Here is a 19391-nt window from a genome sequence, read left to right as displayed (position 1 = left end):
AAGTTTCTGTAGCTTTACTTCCTGATCGATACAAAAAGGAAGCGGAACGAATCTTAAAAGTTTTAGATTTAGTCGAACTAAATCTAAAACTAATAGAAGGAGAGATTAAAGATTCTCTAAAAAAACATCCGGCTTATGTTCAAACGATCATGTCCATGCCCGGAATTGGTATGATTACTTCCTTGGCAATCATGAGCTATATGGGTGATTGTAAGCGATTCTCCTCTGGTAAACAAGCAGCCTACTACGCAGGCCTTGTTCCCAGAGTCGACATCTCAGGAGATACGGTTCGATACGGTAGAATTGTTTCCCGTGGTTGTCATTCGATTCGAAGGGTGATCGTTCAAGCCGCCTGGAGTTTGGTTCGTTGTCAGCATGGTGGAAAGATAAAAGAGTTCTATGATAGGTTATACCTTAAAAAAGGAGCTAAAAAATCGATCATTGCTGCTTCACGCAAAATGATCGAAGTGCTTTATACAATGATTCGAACGGGCGAACTTTTCAATTCTATGCCCGAAAATATATTAAATCGAAAATTAGCCCAATATGGTCTTATGTAAAAAAAAATAGCGGGAGGGCTTGACACAAGAAACATAGGAGAGAGCAAGATAAACAAAAGCCGCGAAGCGAGAAACTCAATGTTTCTCCCTATGGGTCGAAACATAATGTTGTTTCTCAGCGTAGCTGAAAAATCTTCGCAACCTGAAACGCGATTCATAGAGCGTTTCACTGAGTTCAGAGCAATCCATTGAAAGCTCTGCACTTTTAGTTACTTACTTCAATCGCTTTCGTATTGGAACTCACGTTAAAAAAGAAACGAATCTAAAAATAAAAACGACCTTCTTTAAAATTTCTATATTTGGAAAAACGGCGGGAATCAAACTTTCATCTCGGAACGAGAATTTCAAAGAAACGGTTCGGACTAAGACTGTATACTTTTTACTGATCCTTATATAATAGAAATACCATGAATTTTGAAACGAATCCCGTTTTCTTTCCTGCATGTAAAGGGGAAGTTGTCGAACTGAGAAAGTTTCGAACAGGCTTGCAAAATAGAGAATCGCAAATTTTGAAAAATACGTTACAATCGCATTTTATATGAGTGAAAAAAACATTCCGCAGAAAGGCACGCAAGCTCCGATCCAAAACGTTTTATTGGATTTGGACGGGGTGTTACATACCGGAAATTCCGTATTGCCCGGAGCGCGTGAGGCGGTTTCTTATTTAAAAAAGAATCATATACCGTATCTGTTTTTGACGAATACGACTACAAAATCGAGGAAGGGACTTGCCGAATTTTTAAATGATCTAGGGATTCCCGCAGAGGAAGAAAGAATTCTCAATTCTCCTCGGGCCGCCCGCGAATACATCCGAGAAACGGGAAATCCAAAAACTTTTATGGTTATCCGAGAGGAAGTCAAAAAGGATTTGGAAGAAATCGAGTCCGAGTTCGAAACTCCGGAAGCCGTTTTGATCGGGGATATCGGAAAGGAATGGAACTATACAATCTTAAACGATATCTTTCAAAAGGTAAAGAACGGTGCGAGATTGATCGCTCTTCATAAAGGTAAGTTTTGGCAAACAAAAGAAGGATTGATGTTGGATATAGGAGCGTTCGTATCCGCGATCGAATACGCGACCGGTGTCAAAGCCGAAATCATCGGCAAACCTTCCTCGGCGTTTTTTAACGTCGGTCTGAGGATGATTTCCGCGGAAGCCTCTCGCACGATCATGGTCGGAGACGATCTTGATTCCGATGTAGGGGGAGCGCAAATCTGCGGGATTCGGGGAGTTCTCGTAAAAACCGGAAAGTATCGGGATGGAATATTGCAAAACTCGAATATTCATCCCGAGGCGGTTTGGGAAAATATAAGTTCGCTGATTCCGTTCCTGCAAAATTCCATGTAAAATTTCTAAAATGTCCGCCGATGTTCGGATATTACGACTAACGCGGACTTTCATGACCGTTATGGTTACCGATTCCTACGCAGAGTTCATCCCAAAACTTCCACAATCTTACGGTTTCGCGTTTTTGATACGCGACGATTGGGACAAACTCAGAATAGAATGCCATGAAATTTTGAGACGAATCCCCGTTTTAAAGATAGGATTTCGGATACTCTATTTTATAGTTCCGAGTAAAACGAAAAACCCGTTTCGATTTTTGAGGAGGACTTCAAACCGTTTGATGAAAACCGATCGCCTCCAAAAATTTTGCGGGTCGTTTCGAATTCAAGTTCAGGATCACCCAGTCCGTGCTCGCGTTACAGGAAAGAGTCTGATTGCTTCCGCAGATGATTCTTTGTTCGAATACCGCGCGAGTAGGGGTTTTCAGGAACAGATCCGATTCGATCGTAATCGTTTCGGGATAATTGATTTCGCGTTTGAATTCGAGATGAATCGAAAGAATCACAGGTCCGAAATCCTGGGCCTTTAATTTTTCCATGGAAAAACCCCAGTCTCGCATCGCTCTCATTCGAGCCTCGTCCAAATAACCCTGAAAATTCTTATTGTTTACGTGATTGTTCGGATCTAGTTCGTCCCAACGAACCACGATTTGTGTCGAATGTCCTTTTCGGATTTCAGTCAACTCTTGTGTTTTCATTCAATTTCCCTAAAGTTCTATTTTGAGACCCGCCGTAAAATTCCGGTACATAGCTAAAAAATTTTCCAGATACGATTCTTCTCCCGTAGCTTGCGCGAGTAACATCGCGCCTCTCCAAGAAGATTCCAAAACTTGAATATGAATTAGAACACGTTCCGATTCCGGATCATTTTCTGGAAGTTGCAAAGAATCTAAAATACTCTTTGCGATTTCGTCCAGCGAATGACTGAGTGCCGTTCTCAGTTCTTGTTTTGTCGATGAGGAATAATGCGAAAGAACGTTGATCAGGCAGGAAAGCCCGTCTTTCAGCAGTTTTTTTTCCAGTGCGATCTTTTGTTCATAGAAATAAAAAAGGGCCGAAAGTCCGCGTCCTCCTTTTTCCAGGGTTTGTTCGTTCCAATGGATCGCATTCCGGGTGTAATCCTCAAGAGCTTCGAGAAGAAACCGATCCTTGGAAGCAAAGTAGTTGTAAAAAGATCCTTTTGGAATTTTGGCCCCATCGGCTATTTCCTGGATTCCGACAGGTCCGTTTTGTCGAATGAGATGAATTCCGGTTTGAAGGATCTTCTCTCGTTTTGTTGCCGATTCTGTTGCGGAGATTTTCATTTTGTTCTTTGGATGAGTCGCTTTTGATGGGAAGGTCAGAGATCAGTTGGAGAACATTAAAACGACTGGTCATATTAAATGCAAGCGAAATTTGTGGGAACTCCTGCGAAAGGGGGATTTATCGAATGGATATTGATTTGTTTTTCGGAATTTTGTGGGAACTCATACAAAATCCCTGATTTTACAGTTTTTCCCAGACCACACATAAAAAGCCTTGCGGATATCAAGATATCTTGATATCCTATCCCCCATGGAGACTTTAGAGGCCAAGGTTTATTCCGGAAACAGCCCTAAACAAATTCTTTCCGCGCTGAAAGCGCTTTCGGACGAAACGAGAATTCGTATTCTCCATATTCTTTCTCTATCCCCTTTGAACGTACAAGAAATCACTGAAGTTTTAAGAATGGGACAATCTCGGGTTTCCCGACATCTCAAAATCTTAACCGACGCGGGTTTTCTAATCCCGGAAAGAGAAGGTTCTTGGGTCTATTATCGAATTCCGGAAGAAAAGAAGAATCCGGATTTTCCCTCCGAAGTTACCGAACTTCTTTTGTCTTATAAGGAAGACCTTCCGTTTCGAACTCCGGACCAACTTCAAATCTCCGAAATCCTTTCCAGAAGGGACCAAAAGAATACATTCTATTTTAATAATGTAGCCCAGGATTGGGAATCGATTCAAAAAGACGTACTCGATCCAGCGCTCTATCGTAAAAAAATTCTTTCCTATCTTCCCTATTCTTCTTCCGTGATCTACGATCTCGGCTGCGGACCGGGCGGTTTGATTCCCTATCTTCTTACAAAATCCGATCAAGTGATCGGAGTGGATTCTTCTCCTAAAATGGTGGAAGAGGCTCAGGTAATGTTTGCGGGGAATTCTCATGTTTCTTTGATTCATTCCCAACTGGAGAATGTGGCCTCATCTTCGACGCAACAAGCGGACGCCGTGGTAGCGTCGATGGTTCTGCATCACCTTTCCAATCCGCCCGCAGTCATTCGCGAAATTTATAAAATACTAAAGCCGGGCGGAGTCTTCTGCCTTGTGGATTTAAAAAAACACAATCAAGAATTTATGAGGGATAACTTTTCGGATCTCTGGTTGGGATTCGATTATCCACTTCTTCAAGACTGGTTGGAACTTTCGGGTTTTACGGTCAGCGCCCATGAAGAATTCGATACGGGTAACGTTTTCAAAATTTTGATCATTCAAGCAACGAAAAAGGAGGACTAAAATGTCCGCAACAACACAGGAAAAAGGTTTAAGCTATAAAGTAAAGGATCTCTCCCAAGCAGAGTGGGGAAGACAAGAGATCATTCTGGCAGAAAAAGAAATGCCGGGACTTATGGCTCTAAGACAAGAATACAAAGGTAAAAAACCTTTGGCCGGAGCAAGAATCGCCGGATCTCTTCACATGACAATTCAAACTGCGGTTCTGATTGAAACCCTGATCGAATTGGGAGCGGAAGTTAGATGGTCTTCTTGTAATATCTTTTCAACTCAGGATCACGCTGCTGCGGCCGTAGCAAAAGCGGGAGTTCCCGTTTTCGCATGGAAAGGTGAAACCGAAGAAGAATACTGGTGGTGTATCGAACAAACCATTTTCTTCGGAGACAAGGGACCGAACATGATTCTGGACGACGGCGGAGATCTTACCGCTTACGTTCACGAAAAATATCCTCAATTGTTAAGCGAAATTCGCGGTATCTCCGAAGAGACCACAACGGGCGTTAAGAGTCTTTACAAACTCCTCAAAAAAGGAGAATTGAAAGTTCCCGCGTTTAACGTAAACGACTCCGTTACTAAATCCAAGTTCGACAACCTCTACGGATGCCGTGAGTCTCTCGCAGACGGAATCAAAAGAGCGACGGACGTTATGCTCGCCGGTAAAGTGGCTCTCGTTTGCGGTTTTGGAGACGTTGGTAAAGGATCCGCAGCTTCTCTTCGTAACTTCGGCGCACGAGTAATCGTAACCGAAATCGATCCGATCTGCGCTCTTCAAGCTTCTATGGAAGGTTACCAAGTTCTTCGCGTGGAAGACATCATCGAACAAGTGGACATCGTAGTGACCGCAACCGGTAACGACGACATCATCACTCTCGAACACATGAAAGCGATGAAAGACGGAGCGATTCTTTGTAACATCGGACACTTCGATACCGAAATCCAAATGTCCAGACTGAACGGAGAAAAAGGCGTAACCAAAAAGGAAATCAAACCTCAAGTGGACAAATATACGTTTGCGGACGGTAAATCCATTATCGTTCTCGCGGAAGGACGTCTTGTAAACTTAGGTTGTGCAACCGGTCACCCTTCTTTCGTAATGTCTTGTTCTTTCACGAACCAAGTATTGGCTCAGATCGAACTCTACAATACGAAGTACGAGTTGGGAGTTTACACTCTTCCAAAACATTTGGATGAGAAAGTGGCGGCTCTTCACCTCGAACAGTTGGGAGTTCGTTTAACAAAACTGAACCAAAAACAAGCCGACTATTTGGGAGTTCCCGTTACAGGTCCTTTCAAACCGGAGAACTACAGATATTGATCTGAACCTTTTCCGGGATGTGAAAGTCCCGGAAAAAATCGGTCTTCTTGGAAAACGATGGCATATGTAGTCACGGAGCCCTGCAGGAATTGTAAATACACATACTGCGCCGCGGTTTGTCCCGTAGAGGCTTTTCGAGAAGGAACCGATTGTCTTTATATCGAACCTTCCGTCTGTATCGATTGTAATAAGTGCAGACCGGAATGTCCGGTGGAAGCGATTTATCCGGATTACGAGGTTCCGTCCATCTGGCAAAGCTGGATCGCGGAGAACGCAAGAGAATCAAAACATTCTCCCGTTATCCTTGACGTGAAAGTTCCTCTGAAAAAAGAGGGATGTATCAATTCGGAATATTAGAATATTTGCAATTATATTTTTTAGAATAATCAAAGAAACTACTCATGACTCAGAAAACTCAGAACTATACAAATCCGTCGGCAAAAGAACTACTGGCTCTCCTCGAAAAACAAATTTTAGTCATCGACGGCGCGATGGGAACGATGATCCAAAGATTCCCTTTAACCGAAGACGACTTCAGAGGAGAGGTTCTTAAAAATCATGCGCATCCTCTCAAAGGAAACAACGAACTTCTCTGTTTGACAAGACCGGACGTAATCGAAGCGATCCACGTTAAATTTTTGGAAGCGGGCGCCAACATCTTAGAAACCAATACGTTCAGTTCGAATCAGGTTTCTCAAGGAGATTATAAAACGGAGTTTCTCGTCGCGGATTTGAACAAGGCTGCGGTTACATGCGCGCGTAACGCGATCGAAAAATTTCAAAAAACGAATCCGACTCAGCCTTGTTTTTTAGCGGGTGCGATCGGACCTACGACTCGGACCGCGACTCTTTCTCCGGACGTAAACAATCCCGCGTTTCGTGCGGTGACGTTCGACGATTTAGTCGCGACGTTTTATGAACAAGTCCGCGCGCTCGTGGAAGCGGGAGTGGATCTCCTTCTTCCGGAAACGAACATCGATACGTTGAACTTAAAAGCGGCGATCTTTGCGATCGAACAGGTTTTTGAAGACCTTCAAGTAAGAATCCCGGTTTGTCTTTCGGTGACGATCACCGACGCGTCCGGAAGAACTCTTTCAGGTCAAACGGTGGAAGCGTTCTACAATTCCATCGCACACTGCAATCCTCTTTCGGTGGGAATCAACTGCGCGCTCGGCGCGGACGAGATGCGTCCTTATATCGAAGAACTTTCCAGAGTTTCTTCCTGTATGATCAGTTGTTATCCAAACGCGGGACTGCCCAACGCATTCGGAGGTTATGATCAGACTCCGGAAGAATTCGGAAAATACATTCAAGAATTTGCAAGTTCCGGTTGGTTGAATATCGCGGGCGGTTGTTGCGGAACCACACCCGAACATATCGCCGCGGCCGCAAAAGCCGTCCAAGGAAAAAAACCGAGGGTTCTTCCTCAGATCCCCGAGTTAACGCGTCTTTCCGGTCTGGAACCGTTGAACGTCACGCCGGATAAGGGATTTTTACTCGTAGGGGAAAGAACCAACGTAACCGGTTCTCCCAGATTTAAAAAACTCATCATCGAAGGAAATTTCGAAGAAGCGGTTTCAGTCGCTCTCCAACAAGTGGAAGCGGGCGCCAATATCATCGACATCAACTTCGACGAAGCGTTGTTAGACGGGGAAGCTTCGATGAAACACTTCTTGAATCTCATCGCGGGCGAACCCGATATTGCTAAGGTTCCATTCATGATCGATTCTTCCAAATGGACCGTCCTCGAAGAAGGTCTGAAATGTATCCAAGGTAAGCCGATCGTAAACTCGATTTCTCTCAAAGAGGGAGAGGAAAAATTCTTAGAACACGCTCGTAAAATTCAAAGATACGGGGCTTCCGCGATCGTGATGGCTTTTGACGAACAAGGACAAGCCGCGACGAAAGACGAGAAGGTTCGCATTTGCAAAAGAGCCTACGATCTCCTCGTAACAAAGGCGAACTTCAGTCCGACCGATATCATCTTTGATCCGAACATTCTCACCGTCGCGACCGGAATCGAAGAACATAACAATTACGCGATGGACTTTATCGAAGCGATTCGAGAAATCAAAAAAATCTGTCCGGGCGCTAAGGTTTCCGGCGGATTATCCAACGTATCGTTTTCGTTTCGAGGAAACAATCCGGTAAGAGAAGCGATGCACTCGGTATTCTTATACTATGCGATCCAAGCCGGAATGGACATGGCGATCGTAAACGCCGGGATGCTCGCGGTCTATGAAGAAATTCCAAAAGATCTTTTAGAATATGTGGAAGACGTAATTTTAAACAGAAGGCCGGACGCGACCGAACGTCTCGTGGAATTTGCGGAAAGCGTAAAGGCCGGAGACAAGGCCGAAAAGAAAGAGGAGACTTGGAGAGAAGGAACCTCCGTCGAAGAAAGACTTTCTCACGCGCTCGTCAAAGGAATCGTAGAATACATCGATCAGGATACGGAAGAAGCCAGACTCAAATACGGTCGTCCGTTAACCGTCATCGAAGGTCCTCTCATGGACGGAATGAAAATCGTGGGAGAACTTTTCGGCGCGGGAAAGATGTTTCTTCCGCAGGTCGTAAAAAGCGCGAGAGTGATGAAAAAATCCGTGGCTTATCTATTGCCTTTTATGGAAGAAGAAAAGAAAAACTCCGCGGAAACTTCTTCTCGTCCTAAGTTCTTGATCGCGACCGTAAAAGGCGACGTTCATGATATTGGAAAGAATATTGTTGGAGTCGTTCTCGCATGTAACAACTACGAAGTGATCGACTTGGGAGTTATGGTTCCTTCCGATAAAATTTTGGAAGAAGCAAAGAAGCATAACGCGAGTATCATCGGTTTATCCGGACTGATCACTCCGTCGCTCGACGAAATGGTCCACGTCGCGTCCGAGATGAAACGAATCGGTTTTCACGTTCCCTTATTGATCGGAGGAGCGACCACGAGTTCCGCTCATACCGCGGTTAAGATCGCGCCCGTTTACGATCATCCGGTCGTTCACGTCGTGGACGCGTCACGTGTCGTAAACGTAGTCAATCAACTTCTGCATCCGGATTTGAACGAGGCCTATTCTCAAAAGATCAAAGAAGATCAAAAAGCGGCTCGAGAAAATTATTTCAATACGAGAGCGGAAAGAAAATTAATTTCTTTGGAAAAAGCCAGAGAGAATCGAGATGAAATCGATTGGGCGGCTACGACGATCGACAAACCTGCGTTTACCGGAGTCAAAGTTTTCGATCAAGAAATTTCCTTGGAAACGTTGATTCCGTTCATCGACTGGACCCCGTTCTTCACCGCGTGGGAACTCAAAGGAAGATATCCCGCAATTTTAGAAAGTGAAACCACCGGAAAACAAGCCAGAGAACTTTTCGCGGACGCACAAAAACTGATGAAGACGATCACGGACGGAAAAATCTTTAAGACGAAGGGCGTCATCGGAATTTTTCCGGCGAATGCTGTCGGAGACGATATCGAAGTCTACGAAGACGAAAACCGTTCCAAGTTGATCGCCGTTTTCCATACGTTACGTCAGCAGATTCAAAAAGAAGATGAAACGGAACCTAACTACTGTTTGGCGGACTACGTCGCGCCTAAGGATTCCGGAAGAATCGATTACATCGGAGGATTTGCGGTCACAGCGGGTCACGGCGTGGAAGAATTTGCAAAAGAATTCGAAAAACAACAAGACGACTACAACTCCATCATGGCGAAAGCGTTAGGCGATCGTTTCGCGGAAGCCTTTGCGGAATACATGCACTACAAGGTTCGAAAAGAATACTGGGGTTATGACAAGGACGAAAATCTTTCTCCGGAAGATCTGATTCGGGAACGATACAGAGGAATTCGTCCTGCTGCGGGCTATCCCGCCTCTCCGGATCATACCGAAAAAAGAGTTCTGTTCGATCTCTTGCAAGCGGAGAAAAATACGGGAATCACTCTTACGGAACATTTTGCGATGTGGCCCGCGAGTTCCGTGAGCGGTCTCTACTTTGCGCATCCTCAGTCCAAGTATTTCGCGGTGGCAAAGATCCAACGGGATCAAATCGAAGAATACGCGACAAGAAAAGGAATGAGCATCGAAGAAGTGGAACGTTGGTTGGCTCCGAATCTTGCGTATGATCCGCTGGCGGTTTCCATCGCGCGTTAAAAGAGTTCAAAGAATGTTAGAGTTGTTAAAAAATGAATTCTCCATCCGCTTTTGTTTCATTGAAAGGAACGATTGAAGCAGTTTTGTTAATTGCCGCTATGGAATTTTTCAACAACTCTATTGAATTTAGAATTCGATTTTCTTCGTCTTATGAAAAGTTATGAAACCGGCGGTTCCCAATCATTCTTCGGTACACAATCACGGTCCCGTATATTCGGAGACTCGAAACGCTACCGAAGAATTTTCGTTTCATCCCACTCTGATTTCTTGGTTAAAAGGACCTCTTAGACTTACGGGAAATGAAATTCTCAAACTGACCGAGATCGGTTGTACGGATCATTCTTGTCCCGTGATCGAAACTTGTTTAGAAATTTATAATAATCAACAAGATTCTGCGCCGGAACGTATGATTCGTTTTGGAAGAGCAAAACATTTGATCAGCAAGATGGATCTTGCGTTCTCTCTTAAGAAGCAGGGGATTATCGATTAGCCCCTCAATACGAACGCTTCGCGTTCACTCGGGGCAAGGCCGATATATAGCATGGTCGCGATGTAGGGGTTATTTAGAAGAAGTTTCGGAAAAGCTGTATTTGATTCCTAAGATACCTTGCACGTCTTGCATCCACTGGTGTTGTTCGCCGGAAAGTTGAGCCGCGGTCGGAACCGGAACTCTTACCATCCCTTCCAAACTTAAGTTTCTGGAAGAGAAGGAAATTCCCGGGTTCAAATAGTATTCGTAGGATTTCATGCCGCGAAAATTATTTCCTGGTTCTCCGGTTCCGCCATAACCGAAACTTCTATTATCCTGGAAACGTTTGATACTGGAAAATTGAAGGAAAAAATTCATCTTCGAACTTTCTCCGATTTCCGGAAAAACGGAATAGTTGAACGCGATCGAGGATCTTGCGGATTCTAAAAACGCAAGTCCGGCTTGGTTGCCGATCATTCTCGCGTTAAAATCCATTTCCAAACCCGCGTGGCGTTTCATATAAAGAAACATAACTCCGGAACTACTTCCGTTTTGCAGAGAATTGGTATTCCAACTTTGTAAACCCCAACCTGGAATTTGATTTCTGGAATCGGTGATCCGATCCATGGTTCTTTTTTCGGAAAAAGCCCCCGATACGAGTTTGCCGTTTCCGGAGGAAACGTCGTTTACGAAAACCGTTTCGGAAACGGGTAAAAATTGAACGCTTTCTTGAGGAACTACGGAAAATAAAAACGGTTGAAACATTCCGGAAAAAGAAAGTCCGGGAGTTTTGATAAAAGTAGTTTCAGGCGCTTTTTTTTCGGGAATAGAATTGTCTTCCGGTCCGAGTTTGAGTTCCATCGGATCCTTATAGGGAATTGCGATTACTTGCAGGTATTTTTGACGATTGAGATCGAAGTCGCGGGAAAGATGATAGGGCGAAAACGGGCTCGGCAAAGGGTCCTCGACCGAAAAAATCGAAACTCCGAATAGAAACAAAAATAAAGATAGGATGAAAGATCTCTTTTTGTTCATAAAAAGTTCTATCTGTAAGACTATGGAAATAGAACAGAACTGTCAGTATAAAATTGCAAAATGAGGTGATTTTTCCGGAAATTCCCGGAGTATCTATACGAGGAACCGACTATGGAAACATGGATTCAAAATTTCGGCGAATGTTCGATACCGTCTCCCGCAGATTATGAATATTATACGAGCGATTCCGCTAGGTTGATATTCCAAACCGTGTTTCAATCGAAAGAAGATTGGGATTCTTATGTCCAAAACGGCCCCGATTTTTTCGAACAGGCCGGACCCAGGGAAAAAATATATTTCCGCCCAGAGGAAGTGGTCGCCGGGATCGTAACCTGCGGTGGGCTTTGTCCCGGAATCAACGACGTCATTCGCGGTGTTGTCATGGAACTTTACTATCGTTACGGTGTTTCGCGCATCCTAGGATTTCCGTACGGCTATCAAGGACTTGTAAAAAAATATTCTCACGAACCGATGGAACTTACGCCCGAGAGAGTGGCGCATATCGTAGAAGAAGGCGGATCCATGTTGGCTTCTTCCCGAGGGAATCAATCTCCTACGGAAATGGTGGATTGCCTCATTTCTTACGGAGTGAAAATACTTTTTTGTATCGGAGGAGACGGAACCCTCAGAGGCGCGAGGGAGATTGTGGGCGAAATCGCAAAAAGGAAAGAAAAAATTTCCATCATCGGAATTCCGAAGACGATCGACAACGATATCAATTATGTCCAAAAAACATTCGGTTTTTCTACTGCGTTTTCCAAAGCGATGGAAGCGGTCGAATGTGCACACGTGGAAGCGAAAGGAACGCCGAACGGAATCGGACTTGTTAAACTGATGGGACGTCATTCCGGATTCATCGCCGTCAACGCGGCTCTCGCTTCCAGAAACGTAAACTACTGTCTGATCCCCGAAGTGAACTTCGATCTCTACGGAAACGGAGCCTTTTTGGACGATCTTAAAAAGAGAATCCAAAAAAAGAAACACGCGGTGATCATCGTGGCGGAAGGAGCCGGTCAAAAATTTTTCGATTCTACCGAGGAAAGAGATCCTTCCGGAAATTTAAAACTCAAGGACATCGGACTTTTTCTCAAGGACACGATGACCGAGTTCTTCAAAAAAGAAAACATTTCGGTGAACATCAAATACATAGATCCGAGTTATATCATTCGATCGATTCCGGCTAACGCGGAAGATTCCGTCTTCTGCGGTTTTTTGGCTCAGAATGCGGTTCATGCGGGAATGGCCGGTAAAACGGATATGGTCGTCGGAATGTGGAACAACGTTTTCACTCATCTTCCGATTTCCATTGCGATTCAAGAAAGAAAAGTTTTACAACCGGATCGAAGCACGTTGTGGAGATCTCTTTTGGCTTCGACCGGACAACCGGCGCACATGTTAGTGGATCGGCTTTAGGGGATCAGATGTCAGGGGATAGTGTAGCAATTTCTGTGAAAGTTTCGACGTTTCAAGTGGTTAGGATTCTATATACAATAAAATGCAAGTGTTCCGACGAGAACGAGACTTGTTACTTGCAAAAAGTATGATTTTCTGATAGAGAAAAATCTTCCGAGCCTTTCCACCAATTTCGCGATCCATAGAGAACCGAATAGAGTTTCTAGCAGAGGATTTGTCGTAATTCCGACATTTATCTTCAGATCCAAGTATTTGTGGGTAACTATGGTAGGGAGTGAGTTAAATCTTCTGCGACTGAAACTTAAGTAGATGCCTCTATGGATCGTCTTGTGGATTTGGTTATGAACCTCTTAAGGAAGACGAACCATAAAAAGTGTATAGTCGTCGTGCGGATCCGCGTCTCCGCGAAACGCGTCCGTCGTATCGATGATCAACTCTTTCAGCGCGCCAAGAGGCATATCTCCGTTTCGTTCGATGAGTTTGGTGAGATTTTCAAGGCCGTACATCTCGTTCGATTCGTTCATCGCTTCGCTGACTCCGTCCGTATATAAAATCAAAAGATCGCCGGGAGAATAATCGATTTCGTGTTCGTCGATCTCGGATTCTTTGATTCCGAGAGGCATCCCCTTGCCGGAAAGACTAACTACATTTTTTCCTTCGGCCTTATAGAGAAGTTGTTCGTTGTGCCCCGCGCTGGAATAACGAATTTTTCGTTTTGCCATATTGATTCTTGCGAGCATCACGGTGACGAACATGAAGTATCCGGATTTTTCCTGAATGATTCGGTTGGCGCTCATCAAACTGATGCTAGTCGAAGAATTTCTGGAAACTTCTCCCGAGATGATCGTTTTGGAAAATTCCATAAAAAGCGCGGCTGCGATTCCTTTTCCGGAAACGTCGGCGATGAGAACACTGACTTCGTCCGGATTGTGATAGATCAGATCGTAAAAGTCTCCTCCGATTTCTTTCGAAGCGATATAACTCGTTTCCAATTCCAATCCTTGGATCTTCTTCGGAATGTTCGGTAGGGAATTCACCTGAATCTGCGAAGCGATCTGCATATCCCTATGAATCGAATTGAGTTTTTCTTTTTGTTCCTTGGAAAGCAGGGAGTTGTAGGCTTCCGCGATTTGATTGGAGATCGTACTCAAAATATTTTGATCCGCATTGTCGAAACTGTTTCCCGATTTTTTATCGGCGGAACTTAAGATTCCTATGATCTTTCCGTCCTGACGAATCGGAACGGAAATAAAGGATTTAGTCCTGTATCTTTCGGGGCGAATCCAATCTTCTATGATCGAAGTTGTGTTTTGAACGAGGATCGGAGCGCCGGTTTCGATGATTCTCCGGATCACTCCTTCCTTTTCATTGATGAAATATTCCTCGTCCCTGAGACTGAAACCGATGCTTTTTTTGAGTTCGTACTTTCCGTTTTTCGAATTGAAAAAGATCAGAGAAACCCTTTCCGCTCCCATCACTTCCGAAATGGAATGTACGGTGAGATTTAAAAATTGATCCATCTCCGAGATATTCGAGATCGCCTGACTGAGTTGGAACAAACAATCGAGCTCGTTCGCGCGGCTTTTCAAATCTCGAATCAATCTTCGATTTCGAATCGCGATCGCCGCAAGATCCGAAAGATATTGAAGAACCTTAATGTCTTTGTTAGTGAACTCATTCCTTTCCAGGGAATTGACCGCTTCCAAAACTCCCTGGATCTCTCCTTGAGTGCTCATCGGAACGCAGATAAGATTGTTGGTAACGAAACCCACGGTCTCGTCGATGTTTCTATAAATCCGCGGATCGTTTGCGGCGTCGTTTACGATCACCGGTTGTAATGTCTCCAGAACCATTCCGGCGATTCCTTTTCCTCTCGGAACTTTCAGCTCCGCCAAAGAATCTCCCTTTGTGCCTTTGGCAACGTTGAATACGAGGCAGTCTTCGTTCGGATCATACAAAAGAAGGGAACAACCTTCCGTATTGAGTACGTCTTTTGTGGTTTCTATGATGATGCCGAGAAGTTCATCCAAGTCGTCGGTCGAGTTGATTCTCGCCGTTATATCGGAAATTAAAGATAAGGATAGCTGCCTTTCATTCATAAGGGGGATTAATAGATGATTCTCCAAGGAGAATTCAAACATTGGACACAAGAAAGTTCTCCCTGTCAAGGAGTTTCAACGAATCGAAAACTTCGGGAAAAAAACGGAACCCATAAAAAAATCCGAAGCACCGGTCTCTTATGTATAATAGAGTTGTTAAAAAATTCAATAGTCGCGATTAACAAAACCGCTTCAATCGTCCATTTCAATGAAACGGAAACAAATGAAAAATTAATTTTTCAACAACTCTAATGAACCTTTTCAAAATTCGATCAAAGAACCGATTCCTTGATCCGTAAAAATTTCGATCAGTATGGAATGGGAAACTCTTCCGTCGATGATATGAGTTCTTCTCACTCCATGATCGATCGCCGTTAGACAACATTCTACTTTGGGAATCATTCCTCCCGAGATTTCTCCCTTTCGAATATATTCCTTGACCGTACTGCGGTTGAGACCCGTTGCCAATTTTCCGTCGATCAAAATCCCTTCCGTGTCGGTAAGTAGAATCAATTTCTCCGCCTTGAGCGCGCCCGCGATTTCACCGGCAAACGTATCCGCGTTGATGTTTAGACTTTCCCCTTCCTCGTTTTCCGCAACCGGAGAAATGACGGGTATGAATCCTTCCTTTTGAAGGTTGTGAAGAATTTCAGGATTTACGGATTCGATTTTTCCGACAAGTCCCGCATCGAAGAGTTGTTTTTCTTTTCCTTCCAGTTCGATCTCGATCTGAGTTTTGACCGCCTTGGCAAGGTTCCCGTCTTTGCCGGAAATTCCGACCGCCTTTCCACCCTGAGAATTGATCATAGAGACGATTTGTTTATTTACCTTTCCGGTAAGAACCATTTCCACAACTTCCATCGTCTGTGCGTCCGTAACCCTATGTCCGTGAACGAATTGGGTCGGAATTTTCAAACTCTCCAAGAGTCGATTGATTTCAGGTCCGCCTCCGTGAACGATTACGGGATGAATCCCTACGTATTTTAAAAGAACGATATCCTTTGCAAAAGATTCCTTTAGATCGGCCTTAGCCATTGCGGCCCCGCCGTATTTGATCACGACCGTTTTGCCCGAATACTTGGTGATATAAGGAAGGGCTTCGAGGATGTGATTGACTCTTTCCAAAAGTTTTTCCATGAGAAACAAAAGAATCCTTGTGTCTTACTCTGTCATCTAGAAATACGGGAGTAGGTTTGAGGTTATAGAGTGACTTCGCAAAATCGGGAAACAAACAAAAAGAAAAACGTAATTTTAACCGGAGGAAGCGGAGGTTTGGGAAGGGCCGTCGTGGAATCCCTCGTATCCGAAGGTTATTCCGTGACCAATCTGGACGTTCAATCTCCGAAGGAAATTTTTTCGGGAGAATCTTTTTTGAATACGGATCTTACGAGGAGCGAGGAACTTTTGTCTTCGCTCTCCGAATGGGAGAATTTGGTTTTTTCCCAAGATCAGATTCCGTACGGTTTTGTTCATTGCGCCGGATACGGAGGTCCCTATCATAAAATCACCGAAGTCGGTTTGGAAGAATGGGATCGTATTTTTTCGGTAAACATCCGCTCCGCTTTTCAGATCTCGAAGTTCCTTCTTCCCATATTCAAAAAATTGCAAATAGGGAGATTGTTGTTCATCGCTTCCTCATTGTCAGTCGTCGGTTCCGCAAATTCGGTCGCTTATTCCGCTTCCAAACACGCTTTGATCGGTTTTGTAAAATCGCTTGCGGACGAATGGGGCTCTTTCGGAATTACCGTGAACGCCGTCAGTCCGGGTTATATGGAGACTTCGATGGGAATTCAGGAAGATCAAGTTTCCGATCATAGAAAAAAAATCATCCGGATGACGCCGTCTCGTAAGATCGCATCTCCTTTTGAAGTGGCGAGGGTCGTTTCTTTTTTGTTAAACGAAGAATCTTCGTATATCAACGGAGCCAACTGGACCGTGGACGGCGGCATCACCTCGGTTTGAAAAATTAAGGACTATGAAATAAAAGGAAACCGACGGAGAATTAATTTTTCAACAACTCTGATGATAGAGTGTCGGGAATTCTGCGCCTAAAAGGTCGATTTGCGAGTTTCGATTGAGTATTAAAATTACATAAAATACTAATTTAACCCGAAAAAAAGATTCCGCAATTTCTTTTGAGTTTCCGAAATAGGTTCTTCGAATTGAAATTGGCTCGTTTGGAATCGTTTGGAAAGTTTCATTTTCCGTTTGAGAATTTTCCCCCTTCTCGAAATCAAAAGTTCCACCTTTTCACCCGACTTAAATTGTTTCAAAAGATCCTTTCGATTTCCGGAATGAATCCGAGTCCCGTTCAATGCGATCCATTCGTCTCCCTGACTCAAATCCACGGAAGGGTCCAAAACCTTCCAATCGATTTTATGGACGACGAGATTTCCCCTTTCGTCTCTCGTTGTGAAACCGAGCTCCGCACCGGGACTGGAATCCGATCGTTTAACACCGATTTTGTGTAAGTATTTTTCGATCGGAACCGGAATCGGCTTATCCAGATAATCGCCGAATTCCAATTTGAGGTCGACTTGGGTGCGTTTTTTTGCCGCTTCGAAAAATTCGATTTTCGTAAACCCCCGATTTTTTCCGATATGAAAGGTTTGATAAACTTCGTTCATCACATCCAACAAGGAAAATTTTCCCGAGGATTCGGACAAAAGATGGAGGTCCATCGCAAGAGCCAAAATCCCGCCCTTCACGTAATAGGAAATTCCGGTGTTGTTCGCGTTCGGATCGTTCGGACGATTGTAGAATTTGGTCCAAGCCGTAAACGAAGAATCTTCGAGGCTCATCCAAGATTCTCCTTCCGACTTTTCCAAACTCTGTAAGTCTTCCATCACTTTTGCAAGATACGATTCCGCGTTGAGATGTTTGGTCCTGACTAAAAAATACGCGTCATAAAAGGAAGTAATTCCTTCGGCGATCCATAATTCTCTCGTCAAACTCGGCCTTTGATAATCGAAAGGACCCAAGGCGATCGGTCGAATTCGTTTAACGTTCCAGAGATGAAAGTATTCGTGGGATAAAAGTTCCAGAAGTTTTAGATATCCGTCTTTCGAAATCGCCTTCAAAGGATCGTACATATTTACGGAAGAATTGAGATGTTCCAAACCGCCGTAGGCGCCTTCGGATAAAATCAGGATAAACAGATAACGGGCGTTTGGCGAACCTCCCAGGGACCGAATTTGTTCTTCCGTAATTTTTTGCAAATCGGGGATCAAAGTTTTCCGAACGGATTTGGGCAATTCCCCCTCGAATACGATTTCGTGATCGCATTCTCCCGAACGAAACGGAACGGCCGCGCGATTGGATAACAGAATGGGAGCGTCCAGGAATTCGTCCAAATTTTTAGAAAAACGTTTTTTCCCTTTGCCGTTTAAACCTGTGTGGCAGAATTGAAAGGAAAGAGTATTTGAAATCTCTAATGTGATTTCGGAAACCTCTTCGTCCTTCGGATATAAAAACAAAGCGGGAGGATGTAAAAGACAAAACTCGGCGGTAAAGTAGTTGGAACGAACCGAATAGTCGTAGCCGTAGACCACGTAACGCACGCGAAAGGATTCGCTTTCGGAACGAACGCTCCAAGAGTCCAAACCGATTTGTGAAACTTCCGGATTTTTTCCGTTTTTCCCTAGGGATAAGGTTTCGAGTTTGTGAATATGTCTGGAATAGTCCCGGACCATATAAGATCCGGGCGTCCATACGGGCAAAGAAAGAATCGTTTCTTTTTGAGGGGATTCTATCTCCAATTCCACTTGAAGATAGTGTCCCGTAAGTTGGTATTCTTGAACTACGTAGTGAAGTTTAGACAATCATTTACCGCTGACTTTGGAAATCTCTTGGAGAGTTTCTTCCACGGTCGTTGTCGGGTCAACTTTTCTCCAAACCTTTTGAATCTTTCCATCCGGAGAAATTAAAAAGGAGTCTCTGGAAAGTCCTTTGAAAACCTTTCCTTTCCATTCCTGATCTCCGTAAGCTCCCAGGGCTTCGCTGAGTTTATGATCGGGATCGGACAAAAGGGGGAAGTTCAAAGAATATTTTTGGATGAAATTTCCGTGAGAATCCAAATTATCCAAACTCACTCCGTAAACTTTCGCTCCGATTTTTTTGAACTCTCCGATATTGTCCCGATAACTACAGGCTTGTTTGGTACAACCCGGAGTATCGTCTTTGGGATAAAAATAGAGAAGAGTCCAAGAGCCCGCGATATCTTCGGGAAGTTTTACACTCTTACCTTCCGTACTTTCCAAACTGATTGCGGGAAGATTGGTTCCTAACACTGAATCTGACATTTCAATTTCCTTATTGATTTGAATCGCTCCGGAGTCCGGATGTAAGTAAGAATCAGGATTTTAAAAGAGAAGCAATCGCTTTTCCGTACGAAACAAAAGATTTGAACCGAATAAAAATGTTGAAAATTAGACAATCTAAACTTCTAATTCATATATTTCTCCATTAAAAACCATATTTTCT

16 protein-coding genes are annotated in these 19391 nt (G+C 44.0%); 9 read left to right on the top strand and 7 right to left on the bottom strand.

The features are described 5' to 3' along the window. Together LEP1GSC194_RS04720 and LEP1GSC194_RS04710 are read left to right on the top strand one after the other, a co-directional pair. Positions 1–560 (top strand): IS110 family transposase (locus LEP1GSC194_RS04720; protein WP_020772462.1); only part of this gene is annotated, 560 nt, incomplete at its 5' end. Between the two features lie 538 nt (positions 561–1098). Continuing rightward, positions 1099–1908, top strand: coding sequence for a TIGR01458 family HAD-type hydrolase (locus LEP1GSC194_RS04710; RefSeq protein ID WP_020772489.1), 810 nt, complete (start codon positions 1099–1101; stop codon positions 1906–1908). 268 nt (positions 1909–2176) lie between these two features. Here the strand turns inward: LEP1GSC194_RS04710 and LEP1GSC194_RS04705 are convergent, their stop codons facing one another. Continuing rightward, positions 2177–2605, bottom strand: coding sequence for an acyl-CoA thioesterase (locus tag LEP1GSC194_RS04705; protein WP_017807689.1), 429 nt, complete (start codon positions 2603–2605; stop codon positions 2177–2179). Between the two features lie 9 nt (positions 2606–2614). Then, the gene (locus LEP1GSC194_RS04700; protein ID WP_020772526.1) at positions 2615–3211 is read right to left on the bottom strand and encodes a TetR/AcrR family transcriptional regulator; all 597 of its coding nucleotides are present in this window, start codon (positions 3209–3211) and stop codon (positions 2615–2617) included. A 250-nt stretch (positions 3212–3461) separates the two neighbouring features. On the opposite strand from LEP1GSC194_RS04700, the gene LEP1GSC194_RS04695 reads away from it, so the two are divergent. The 5 genes from LEP1GSC194_RS04695 (at position 3462) to LEP1GSC194_RS04675 (ending at position 10383) form a co-directional block, all read left to right on the top strand. Further along, on the top strand, positions 3462–4439 hold the full coding sequence (locus LEP1GSC194_RS04695; protein WP_017809972.1) for a metalloregulator ArsR/SmtB family transcription factor: 978 nt from the start codon (positions 3462–3464) through the stop codon (positions 4437–4439). A gap of 1 nt (position 4440) precedes the next feature. Beyond that, positions 4441–5751, top strand: a complete 1311-nt coding sequence (gene ahcY, locus LEP1GSC194_RS04690; protein WP_020772362.1) for an adenosylhomocysteinase — start codon at positions 4441–4443, stop codon at positions 5749–5751. Positions 5752–5808: 57 nt separating this feature from the next. Beyond that, complete coding sequence (locus tag LEP1GSC194_RS04685) at positions 5809–6108, top strand: indolepyruvate ferredoxin oxidoreductase subunit alpha (RefSeq protein ID WP_020772488.1); 300 nt, start codon at positions 5809–5811, stop codon at positions 6106–6108. A 44-nt stretch (positions 6109–6152) separates the two neighbouring features. Continuing rightward, complete coding sequence (metH, locus tag LEP1GSC194_RS04680) at positions 6153–9893, top strand: methionine synthase (RefSeq protein ID WP_020772350.1); 3741 nt, start codon at positions 6153–6155, stop codon at positions 9891–9893. 160 nt (positions 9894–10053) lie between these two features. Then, complete coding sequence (locus tag LEP1GSC194_RS04675) at positions 10054–10383, top strand: hypothetical protein (protein WP_020772357.1); 330 nt, start codon at positions 10054–10056, stop codon at positions 10381–10383. 69 nt (positions 10384–10452) lie between these two features. On the opposite strand, the gene LEP1GSC194_RS04670 is transcribed toward LEP1GSC194_RS04675, so the two are convergent. After that, complete coding sequence (locus tag LEP1GSC194_RS04670) at positions 10453–11397, bottom strand: LIC_20087 family outer membrane protein (protein ID WP_020772438.1); 945 nt, start codon at positions 11395–11397, stop codon at positions 10453–10455. 111 nt (positions 11398–11508) lie between these two features. Between LEP1GSC194_RS04670 and LEP1GSC194_RS04665 the strand changes: the two genes are divergently transcribed. Then, positions 11509–12810, top strand: coding sequence for an ATP-dependent 6-phosphofructokinase (locus tag LEP1GSC194_RS04665; RefSeq protein WP_020772535.1), 1302 nt, complete (start codon positions 11509–11511; stop codon positions 12808–12810). A gap of 350 nt (positions 12811–13160) precedes the next feature. Here the strand turns inward: LEP1GSC194_RS04665 and LEP1GSC194_RS04655 are convergent, their stop codons facing one another. Together LEP1GSC194_RS04655 and argB are read right to left on the bottom strand one after the other, a co-directional pair. Further along, the gene (locus LEP1GSC194_RS04655) at positions 13161–14909 is read right to left on the bottom strand and encodes a GAF domain-containing SpoIIE family protein phosphatase (RefSeq protein ID WP_020772339.1); all 1749 of its coding nucleotides are present in this window, start codon (positions 14907–14909) and stop codon (positions 13161–13163) included. Positions 14910–15170: 261 nt separating this feature from the next. Next, entirely contained in the window at positions 15171–16046 is an 876-nt protein-coding gene (argB, locus tag LEP1GSC194_RS04645) for an acetylglutamate kinase (RefSeq protein ID WP_020772501.1), read from the bottom strand. A gap of 69 nt (positions 16047–16115) precedes the next feature. Here argB and LEP1GSC194_RS04640 point away from each other — a divergent pair, with 69 nt between their 5' ends. Further along, on the top strand, positions 16116–16871 hold the full coding sequence (locus LEP1GSC194_RS04640; RefSeq protein WP_020772377.1) for an SDR family NAD(P)-dependent oxidoreductase: 756 nt from the start codon (positions 16116–16118) through the stop codon (positions 16869–16871). Between the two features lie 137 nt (positions 16872–17008). Here LEP1GSC194_RS04640 and LEP1GSC194_RS04635 read toward each other — a convergent pair whose 3' ends face one another. Continuing rightward, the gene (locus LEP1GSC194_RS04635; protein WP_020772478.1) at positions 17009–18730 is read right to left on the bottom strand and encodes a M61 family metallopeptidase; all 1722 of its coding nucleotides are present in this window, start codon (positions 18728–18730) and stop codon (positions 17009–17011) included. Then, positions 18731–19210 carry a peroxiredoxin gene (locus LEP1GSC194_RS04630; RefSeq protein WP_020772474.1) on the bottom strand — a complete coding sequence of 160 codons (480 nt, stop codon included), beginning with the start codon at positions 19208–19210 and terminating at the stop codon, positions 18731–18733. It abuts the gene before it with no gap. Positions 19211–19391: the final 181 nt, after the last annotated feature.

It is taken from the genome of Leptospira alstonii serovar Sichuan str. 79601, assembly GCF_000347175.1.
Lineage (GTDB): Bacteria > Spirochaetota > Leptospiria > Leptospirales > Leptospiraceae > Leptospira > Leptospira alstonii.
This window is presented reverse-complemented; position numbering and strand designations above follow the sequence as displayed.